The organism is Brevibacterium sanguinis, from assembly GCF_039528855.1.
In the GTDB taxonomy this organism is placed as follows: domain Bacteria; phylum Actinomycetota; class Actinomycetes; order Actinomycetales; family Brevibacteriaceae; genus Brevibacterium; species Brevibacterium sanguinis.
Window position 1 is genome coordinate 308,739 of sequence record NZ_BAAAMB010000010.1, and the last position, 9,638, is coordinate 318,376.

At 70.8% G+C, this 9,638-nt stretch carries 6 protein-coding genes; 2 read left to right on the top strand and 4 right to left on the bottom strand.

What is annotated here, in order from left to right:
• Positions 1 to 40 precede the first annotated feature (40 nt).
• From ABD154_RS13355 to udk, 3 genes are all read right to left on the bottom strand, one after another.
• The gene (locus ABD154_RS13355) at positions 41 to 595 is read right to left on the bottom strand and encodes a hypothetical protein (protein ID WP_137825149.1); all 555 of its coding nucleotides are present in this window, start codon (positions 593 to 595) and stop codon (positions 41 to 43) included.
• Between the two features lie 83 nt (positions 596 to 678).
• A complete protein-coding gene (locus ABD154_RS13360) occupies positions 679 to 2,166 on the bottom strand; it encodes an HNH endonuclease (protein ID WP_344251415.1) in 1,488 nt (495 codons plus the stop codon).
• Between the two features lie 74 nt (positions 2,167 to 2,240).
• On the bottom strand, positions 2,241 to 2,849 hold the full coding sequence (gene udk, locus ABD154_RS13365; protein ID WP_137825150.1) for a uridine kinase: 609 nt from the start codon (positions 2,847 to 2,849) through the stop codon (positions 2,241 to 2,243).
• A gap of 224 nt (positions 2,850 to 3,073) precedes the next feature.
• On the opposite strand from udk, the gene mgtE reads away from it, so the two are divergent.
• Positions 3,074 to 4,405 carry a magnesium transporter gene (gene mgtE / locus ABD154_RS13370; protein WP_198500568.1) on the top strand — a complete coding sequence of 444 codons (1,332 nt, stop codon included), beginning with the start codon at positions 3,074 to 3,076 and terminating at the stop codon, positions 4,403 to 4,405.
• Between the two features lie 20 nt (positions 4,406 to 4,425).
• Here the strand turns inward: mgtE and ABD154_RS13375 are convergent, their stop codons facing one another.
• Positions 4,426 to 6,006, bottom strand: coding sequence for a transposase (locus ABD154_RS13375; protein WP_344251416.1), 1,581 nt, complete (start codon positions 6,004 to 6,006; stop codon positions 4,426 to 4,428).
• A gap of 142 nt (positions 6,007 to 6,148) precedes the next feature.
• Here ABD154_RS13375 and ABD154_RS13380 point away from each other — a divergent pair, with 142 nt between their 5' ends.
• A complete protein-coding gene (locus ABD154_RS13380) occupies positions 6,149 to 9,580 on the top strand; it encodes a bifunctional proline dehydrogenase/L-glutamate gamma-semialdehyde dehydrogenase (protein ID WP_344251417.1) in 3,432 nt (1,143 codons plus the stop codon).
• Positions 9,581 to 9,638 lie beyond the last annotated feature (58 nt).

Sequence of the window (9,638 nt, forward strand, 5' to 3'; positions counted from 1 at the left end):
CACTTTCGGCAGGCGACACCGCCGTCTCCGACTGTCGACCTCAGAAGCGCGAGCCCGAGTACTTCTCGGCGTGCCTGCGGTGACGGCAGTGCCGGCTGCCGTAGAGGCCGAAGATGCCGCCGACGATGAGGGCCGTGCTGCCGAGCGCCCACAGCACCGCCCCGGGCGCCGGATAGCCGATCTCCATCCCGCCGACCCAGCGACCCTGCTCGTCCATCCCGTCCCACATGAAGAACGGCGGGTCGAGCAGCATGAGGGTGAGCGCCACGAGGAGCACGAGCCCGAGGATCACCGCCGCCGGGGACCACATGACGAGTGAGCGTGAGATCCATGCGGTGACCGCGCACGCGATGATCGCGATCCACGGCAGCAGGAACGCGACATCGCTCGTCTCCGGGGCGATCGGCTGCTCGCCGAGCGAGGTGATGACGAGGCGGGGACCCTCATGGTTCCCGCTGTCGAGCACGGGCACCCAGATCATCGCCACCCAGGACGCGAGCGCGACGAGCGGCAGCCACCGCGCCACCCACCGCGACCGTCGACCGCGCGGCAGCAGCTGCGTGCCGACGGGTGCGGGGCGGTCCACGGTGTTCATGACCACCATCCTCGGTTTCACCTGCCGCCGGCCGGTGACGAGGATGTTGCAGAACTGTCACCCGGCCGTCTCACCCGGCCGCGTCATCCGGCGCGAGCGCGGATCTGCGTGCGGAGGACCTCCTCGGCGTGGGAGCGGGCGCGTCGCCGCGGCGGCGGGCGCACCGGGTCTCTCACCGACCACGCCGGGGCCGCGTCCGGCTCGAGCAGACCGGCGAAGACCCGACGCCAGTCACTCGCACCGCCGTCTGGAGGACCGGTGCCGGCCATCCCGCGGTTCGACCGCCGCGGATGCTTCATCCGTTTGAGGAACGGCGGGGTCGTCGTCGCGTACCTCCGCCCGGTCGGGGTCGTCACCGTCAGGCCCGTCGCGGTCGCCTCGTGCGACCACCCGGGGTGCTCCTTGGCGTAGTTGCAGGAGGCGCACAGTCCTGAGCCGTTCTCCCACGAGGTGTCACCGCCGGCGGCGAAGGGCTGAGCATGATCGGCGTGCTTGATCGGGGCATCGCACCACGGGGTCCGGCACCGATCGTCGCGGAAGATCACCATCTGCCGCAGCCGCCCGGTGAAGGCCCGCGAGCGCGATTCGGTGCCGACGAGCTGACCGTCGGTCACCCTCGTGAACATCCGCCTGATGAACACCTCCGCCTCGTTCGCGGCGAGGAACGTCCGCGCGGACTCCGCCGGCAGCGGCCCGAATCCGGGCATCCACGCAGGCACCATCCCGTCGGCGAAGAGCGACTCGGCGTCGATGACGACATGGACCTCCGTCGGCACCGCCGCGGCCCTCGTCTGCCCGGTCAGCCGCTCGACGAACCCGTCGGCCATGATCTGCGGGTGCCTCCGACCGTGCGCCTCCCCGGCGGCGATCACCGCATCCGCGCCGGCCTTCAGCCCCGTCCACACGGCCACGGCCTGCGGCAGCGGGAGGATCGCGCTCACCCGCCCCATGCCGTCGGCGAGCGTTGTCATCGACACCCGCCGGTGAGCGGCGGCACGCTCCGCCTTCTTCGCGGCATCCGCGGCGTCGACCTGCATCGCCAGTGCCCGCACCTCGGTGCGCAGACCGCGCGGTCCCGACTGGCCGAGGCTCTCCCGCATCCGCGTATCCACCCGGCGCCGGTCCCCCGGGTCGAGCGTCGCCGTCTCCTCGACCACGATCCGCGCCCGGTCCGCGGAGATCTCCCCGGCCGCCAGCGCCGCATAGGTGCCGGGCAGTTCGGTGACGAGCGCCTGGGCGGCGGTGAGGAATTTCCGCCCCGACCCCGGCGAGACCCGCTTGGCCAGTCCCACCTCGTCCCCGGCGCGCACACCCCACTCCTGGACGGGCAGACCGTTCAGCCGATCCCGGTCCCGGCGCAGCTCGGCGAAGGCGACGGCCTCAGCCGACTGGGCGGCGGCGATCGTCGCGGTGAGCTCCTCGAGCGCGGTGATCCGCGCGAGCGCGTCGTCCTCGGACTCCGCCACCGCGGCACCGCGCAGGAATCTGCCCAGCCGGGCCACCTCGGCGAGGTAGTCCGACGCCCCGTCCGGGGCAGGCGCCCCACCGGCGGGGGCAGGTTCGAAGTCCATGACCGCACCCTAGGACACGGTCCTGACATGGAATCGCCGACCCCGGTGACCTGGGACGACACTCCACCCGGGCGTCACGCCCCGGCTTTGATCCTCCGCATGATCATGTCCATCGCGACGATGTTGTGGCCGCCCTCGGGGACGATGAGATCGGCGTTGCGCTTCGAGGGCTCGACGTAGAGCTCGTGCATCGGCTTGACGGTGCCGAGGTACTGCTCCTCGACGGATTCGAGCGTCCGGCCGCGTTCGATGACGTCGCGTTTGATCCGCCGCAGGAGCCGGACGTCGGCATCGGTGTCGACGAAGAGCTTGATGTCGAGGAGTTCGCAGATGCGCGGCTCGGCGAGGATGAGGATGCCCTCGACGATGATGACCGGGGAGGGCTGGACGACGGTCGTGTCCGTGCTCCGGTTGTGGTTGGAGAAGTCGTAGATCGGGCTCTCGACCGACCGCTGGCTGCGCAGCGCGAGGAGATGGTCGACGAAGAGGTCGTTGTCGAAGGCGTCGAGGTCGTCGTAGTTGACGCGCTCGCGCTCGGCGAAGGTGAGATCGTCCTGCCGGCGGTAGTAGTTGTCGTGGTAGAGCACCGAGGACACGCCCACGCATTCGGCGAGCAGCGCCCGGGTCAGCGTCGTCTTCCCGCTGCCGGTGCCCCCGGCCACGCCCACAGTCAGAATCTCCACGGTCGCATATTCCCTCGTCTCGGCCGAATGTCTCCCCAAATCTACCCGATGCGGTTCGTGTCCGACCCCTCCGATAGGGTGGAGGAAAGCTGCCGGAGCCGCGTCAAGGAGGTGGTCGTCGATGGATTCCGACTCTCGATTGTGCCGCCCCTCCCCCATGCCCTGACGCCTGCCGTCCGATCTCTCCTCCGCAGGCGTCGATCGACGACTGCCCGGAGACGAATATGGACGCGTCCACCATCCGCACCCTGACCGCTGACCGTGACCTGCCGCGCCTGGCCGCAGCCGTGCGCCGCCTCGGCTCATCGGCGACCACCGACCTCATCGCACAGCTGCCCGCCACCGAGGCGGCTGTCGTCTTCCGACTCCTGCCGAAGACCGTCTCCGTCGACGTCTTCGACCGCCTCGACCGCGGCACGCGCTCCGACCTCATCACCGCGCTCGGCACCACGGAGCTGACGACGATCTTCGCCGACCTCGACCCCGAGGACCAGAGCCGCCTCGTCGACGAGCTCCCCGCCGGTGTCGCGACGAAGCTGCTCTCCGCGGTCGCCCCTGCCGACCTCGACGCGGTCATGGCCGTCGCCGGCTACGACCGGAACTCGATCGCCCGCCGGATGTCTCCGACGGCCGTCGTGGCCTGGGCAGACGACACCGTCGCCGAGGTGGCCGACCGGATCCGCGCCGCCGACGTCGATCTCGCCGACGTCCGCCTCCTCCCCGTCCTCACCGCCGACCGCACCCTCATCGGGACCCTCGACGCGCTCGCACTCCTCCGGTGCGACCCGCACGCCCCGGTCACCTCGGCGATGGACCCGCTCGAGACGGTCACGCACACGAGCGAGGACCAGGAGACGGCAGCCCGGGCGGCCCTGCGCGACGGCGTGCCCGTCCTGCCCGTGTGCGACAGCGAGAACCGCCTCGTCGGGATCGTGCCGATCGACGACGCGGCCCGGATCATCGCCGAGGCCGACGAAGCCGACTTCGCGCTCTCCGGCGGCACCCAGCCGCTCTACCGCCGGTACCTGCCGACCCCGATCCTCACGATCGCCCGCACCCGCATCGTCTGGCTCCTCGTCCTCGCCGTGTCCGCCGTGCTCACCGTCCACGTCCTCGAGATCTTCGAATCGACACTCGCCGAGGTGGTCGCCCTTGCCCTCTTCATCCCCCTGCTCACCGGGATCGGCGGGAACACCGGCTCGCAGGCGGCGACGACCGTGACCCGGGCGCTGGCGATGGACGAGGTGGGGCTGCGGGACTTCGCGCGGGTCGCGGCCAAGGAGTTCACGACGGGCCTGACCCTCGGCGTCCTCCTCGCCGTCCCCGCGTTCGCGATCGCCTCCCCGCTCTACGGCCTCGACATCGGAACGATCATCGGTCTCACCCTCATCGTCAACTGTCCGATCGCCGCCCTCGTCGGCGGGTCGATCCCGCTGGCCGCCAAGGCGTGCCGCGTCGATCCGGCGGTCGTGTCGACGCCGTTCATCTCGACGTTCTGCGATGCCAGCGGACTGCTCGTCTACTTCACGATCGCCATCACGATCATGGGCCTGTGAGCGCTGCGCGACAGGCCGGGTCAGCCGAAGTGCTGGGTCAGCTGCGCCCACAGCTCGTGGTCGAAGCGACGGCGGGCGAGGAGTCCGGACATGTGGCGCACGGCGTTGTCGACCTTGCCCCGCCACACCTCGATGGCCTCCCGCGCATCCCCGCGGGAGAGTGCCCGGAAGATGCCGCGGTCGTCGGCGAGGATCCGGTCGCTGGCCGGGGAGTAGTCGAGCCTCAAAACGGAGATGAAGAGGCGCAGACGCAGGGTGAGCGATTCGAAGGCCCGCGCGCTCTGCCGCAGCCCCGAGGCGCGCGCGAGCTCCTGCTGGAAGTGGAGGTCAGCATCCTCGACGTCGATGCCGCTGCGCGTCGCCGCCGAGGCCTCGACCTGCCGGAGGGCGAGCTGGACGGGGACGAGGAACCGCTGCGGGCGCAGAGCGAGGGACCGCAGCAGCACCTCGCCGACGGCCATCCGCGCCGCATAGAGGTCGAGGACGTCGACGGTCGTGATGAGCGGGATCCTCGCCCCGCCGCGGGTGCCGTCGAGCAGTCCGTCATCGACCATCCGCCTCAGCGCGGCGTCGACCGAGGACCGCGGCACCTCCATGCGGCGGGAGAGCAGCTTCGGGCTGATCCGGTCCCCGGGCTCGTAGCCGGAGTCGATGATCTCCTCGCGCAAGGCGATCGCGAGGTGCTCGGTGATCGAGCGGGTCGCGCTCGGCAGCCACGAGGAGATCTCCATTGAGTCAGAACTCGTGGAAGTTTTCGGCGCCTCGGTCTGCCGTCCGGCCTGCCAGTTCACCCCTTCGAAGCCGTGGCGCACCCGCCCGGAGACGAGGTCGAGGAGCGAGCCGGGAATGTCCTGACTGTGCGCGAACGCCTCCTTGAGCGCGGTGACGAAGGCATCGATGTCACGGTGGAGGGAGAGGTGGCTGAGATGCGGGGCGTGCTCGAACGATGCGGCGACGACCTCGGCGGCCTCGCCGAGGGGGTCGAAGACGACGAGGCGCAGGGCGCTCGGGGCGACCCCGGGCACGCCGTCGCGGACGATCGTCATCGCCGCCTCGTCGGTCTGCCGGTGCTCGCTGCCGAAGCGCTGGGACCACCGGGCGACCCCCGCCGAGCGCAGTGCGGCGACGAGCCCGGCGATGCGCCGCTGGATCCGCCTGGCCGGGACCGCCGGACCGGGCTCGGCTCCCGCACGCCGGCGGAAGCCGACGACGATGAGCGGGAACCCGCCGACCGCGGCGACGACCTCGTCACCCCCGCCCCCGGCCGTCCGGACCTCGGCGAGGCGGGCCGAGGACACCGTGAGGTCCTGCATCGCCCGGGTCACGATGCTCTGGCTCAGGCCCGTCGCCTCGGCGAGCGCCCGGGTCGAGAAGTCCGGTCCGGAGATGCGGGCGCCCGCGGTTCCCACGAGCGCCTCGACGACCTGGGCGGCGGTGCTCTGGATCTGCGGCCGGCCGCTGCGAGGACGGTCGCCGAGGTCGGTGCGGCGGACCCAGCGACGCAGACTCGACTCGGACACCCCCGCCTCCGCGGCCGCCTCGGCGATCGAGGTCACCGCCGCGCGAACGACGGTCTGACGACGGAACTCGGGCGTGTACATGACCCGATTCTACCCACGCGCTCACGACTTCTGACTCAAATTATTCTGCGGGCGGTCGCCAGCCATTCACCCCGCATTCGGGGCGGCGCATACTGAGGGAAATCCCGCCGGAACCCCGTCACAACAGTAAGGACGACCCACGTTGCTGCACACAGACACCGACCTCGAACAGCTCACCGCGGCCTCGGTCGACACCGTCCGCAGATGGCTGCGAGTGGCCACGAACAAGACCGCTGCGAAGAACCCCGCGGCCGAACGCCTCTCGGCCGTCCTCTCCGACCCCAACGGACTCGACTTCACCGTCGGGTTCGTCGACCGCGTCGTGCGCACCGATGACGTCCACGCCGCCGCCGATGCGCTCGCCGAGGTCGGCAGGCTCGCCCCGGAGACGATGTCGAAGCTCGACCGCGCGCAGATCAAGGCCGGCGCGGCCCTGGCGAAGGTGATGCCGCAGGTCGTCGTGCCCGCCGCCCGCACCCGCCTGCGCCAGATGGTCGGCCACATGGTCGTCGACGCCCGCGACAAGCCGTTCGGCTCGACCGTCGCCAAGCTCACCGGTGAGGGCCACCGCCTCAACATCAACCTCCTCGGCGAGGCCGTCCTCGGCGACGCCGAAGCCGACCACCACCTCGAGGAGACGCACCGCCTGCTCGCCCGCGACGACGTCGACTACGTCTCCGTCAAGGTCTCCTCGGTCGCCTCGCAGCTGTCGATGTGGGCCTTCGACGAGACCGTCGACTACGTCGTCGACCGCCTCCGCCCGCTCTACGCCCAGGCCGCGAAGGCCCCGACGGGCGCGAAGTTCGTCAACCTCGACATGGAGGAGTACCGGGACCTCGAGCTCACGCTCGCCGTGTTCACCCGCCTGCTCTCCGAACCGGAGTTCACGGACCTCGAGGCCGGCATCGTCATCCAGGCCTACCAGCCCGACGCCCTCGGGGCGATCCAGCGGCTCAGCGAGTTCGCGAGCCGGCGCGTGGCCGCCGGCGGCGCCGGGATCAAGGTCCGGCTCGTCAAGGGCGCGAACCTCGCGATGGAGACCGTCCACGCCGAGGTCGCCGGCTGGCCGACGACGACGTGCGATTCGAAGCAGAGCACCGACGCGAACTACAAGCGCGTCCTCCACTGGCTCTTCACCCCCGAGCGCATGGAGGGCCTGCGCATCGGCGTGGCCGGCCACAACCTCTTCGACATCGCCTTCGCCCACCACCTCTCCGTCGCCCGCGAGGTCACCGACCGCGTCGAGTTCGAGATGCTCCAGGGCATGGCCACCGAACAGGCCGCCGCCGTGACCGAGGACGTCGGGGACCTCCTCCTCTACGTGCCCGCCGTGCACCCGAAGGAGTTCGACGTCGCGATCTCCTACCTCGTGCGCCGCCTCGAGGAGAACTCCGCGACGGAGAACTTCATGTCCGGCATCTTCGAGCTCGCCAACGGCAATGCGATCTTCGACCGCGAAGCCGACCGCTTCCGCGCCTCGGTCGCGCAGCTCGAGTCCGAGCTCGCCCGCGACGGCGAGGCCGCACCGCTGCCGAACCGTCACCAGGACCGCTCCGCCGCGCACGTCGCCGGGCCCGCTCAGGTCGTCTTCGCCAACGAACCCGACACCGATCCGTCGCTGCCGGCCAACCAGAAGTGGATCCGGTCGATCATCGCCGAGGCGACCGCACCAGGCTACCTCGACTCCCGTCCGGCCGCGCCGACGATCGAATCGACCGACGAGATCGATGCGATGATCGCCCGCGGTCGCACCGCCGCCGCGGACTGGCGTGCCCTCGGAGCGGCAGCGCGCGGGGAGATCCTCCACCGCGCCGCCGAGATCTTCGCCGCCCGCCGCGGCGAGTTCATCGCCGTCGAGGCCGCCGAGGTCGGGAAGATGCCGTCCCAGTCGGATCCCGAGATCTCCGAGGCGATCGACTTCATCCGCTATTACGCGCTCCACGCCCTCGAACTCGAGAAGCTCGAGGGGGCGACGTTCACGCCCGATGAGATGGTCGTCGTCACCCCGCCGTGGAACTTCCCCATCGCGATTCCGACCGGCGGCACCGTCGCGGCCCTCGCCGCCGGCTCCGCGGTCATCCACAAGCCCTCGGGCCCGACCCCGTACTGCTCGGCGCTCATCGTCGATGCCCTGTGGGAGGCCGGCGTCCCGCGCGACGTCCTCCAGCTCAGCGCACCGATCGAGCGGGAGCTCGGTCAGCACCTCGTCTCCCACCCGGATGTCGACCGCGTCATCCTCACGGGCGCCTCGGAGACGGCCGCGCTGTTCAAGTCCTTCCGCCCCGAACTCCACGTCAACGCCGAGACCTCGGGCAAGAACGCCCTCGTCATCACCCCGGCCGCCGACCGCGACCTCGCCGTCGCCGACCTCGTGTACTCCGCGTTCGGCCACGCCGGGCAGAAGTGCTCGGCGGCGTCGCTCGGCATCATGGTCGGATCGACGTACGACTCCGAGCGCTACCGCAAGCAGCTCATCGACGCCGCGTCCTCGATGGTCGTCGACTGGCCGGCCAACCTGTCGGCGACGATGGGACCGCTGACCGAGGACCCCTCGGACAAGCTGCGTCGCGCGCTGACGACGCTCGATCCCGGCGAGTCGTGGCTGCTCGAGCCCAAGCAGCTCGACGACACCGGCCGTCTGTGGAGCCCGGGCATCAAGGACGGGGTCAAGCCCGGGTCGTTCTTCCACCTCACCGAGGTGTTCGGTCCGGTCCTCGGCCTCATGCACGCCCGCGACCTCGACGAGGCCATCGAGTTCCAGAACGCCGTGGACTTCGGCCTCACCGGCGGCATCCACTCGCTCGATCCCGATGAGGTCCGTCAGTGGCTCGACCGCGTCGAGGTGGGCAACGCCTACGTCAACCGCGGCATCACCGGCGCGATCGTCCAGCGCCAGTCCTTCGGCGGATGGAAGCAGTCGTCTGTCGGTCTGGGGTCGAAGGCCGGCGGCCCGAACTACCTCATGCTCTTCGGCCACTACACCGACGATCCGGCGACCCTGCCCGGTTCGGTCGGCGACGGTCAGAGCCTCGAGCGCGCCCAGGCCGATGACCGCCGCTGGTTCGACGCCGAGTTCGGTGCCGCGAAGGACCACACGGGGCTGCGCTCGGAGGCGAACATCTTCCGCTACCGTCCGCGCCCGGTCACCCTGCGCGTCACCGCGGCGGCGACGGCGTTCGACCTCGAGCGCTCGCTCTCGGCCGCGCAGACCGTCGGCTCGACGGTGCAGCTGAGCGTGGCCACGGACATCTCCGCGGACGTGAAGATCGCCGTCGAACGCTCCAGCGCGGCCTCCCGCGTCGAATCGGCTGAGGCGTTCGCATCGATGGTCGCCGACGGTCGCTACGACGACACCGTGGGCGCACGCATCCGCGTCCTCGGCACGTACGAGCCGGAGCTGCTCGCGGTCGCAGCAGAGCGCCCCGAGGTCGCCGTCATCGACGAGCCCGTCACCTCCTCGGGTCGCGTCGAGCTGCGCTACTACGTCCAGGAGCAGGCCGTGTCGATGACGCTGCACCGCTTCGGCAACCCGAGCCGCGACTTCCACGAGCTCGCCGCCGAGCTCAAGGCGTGATCATCCGAGCCTGATCGCCGCGGACACCCCAAGGGCGCTCAGCCACCTCTGACCCAGG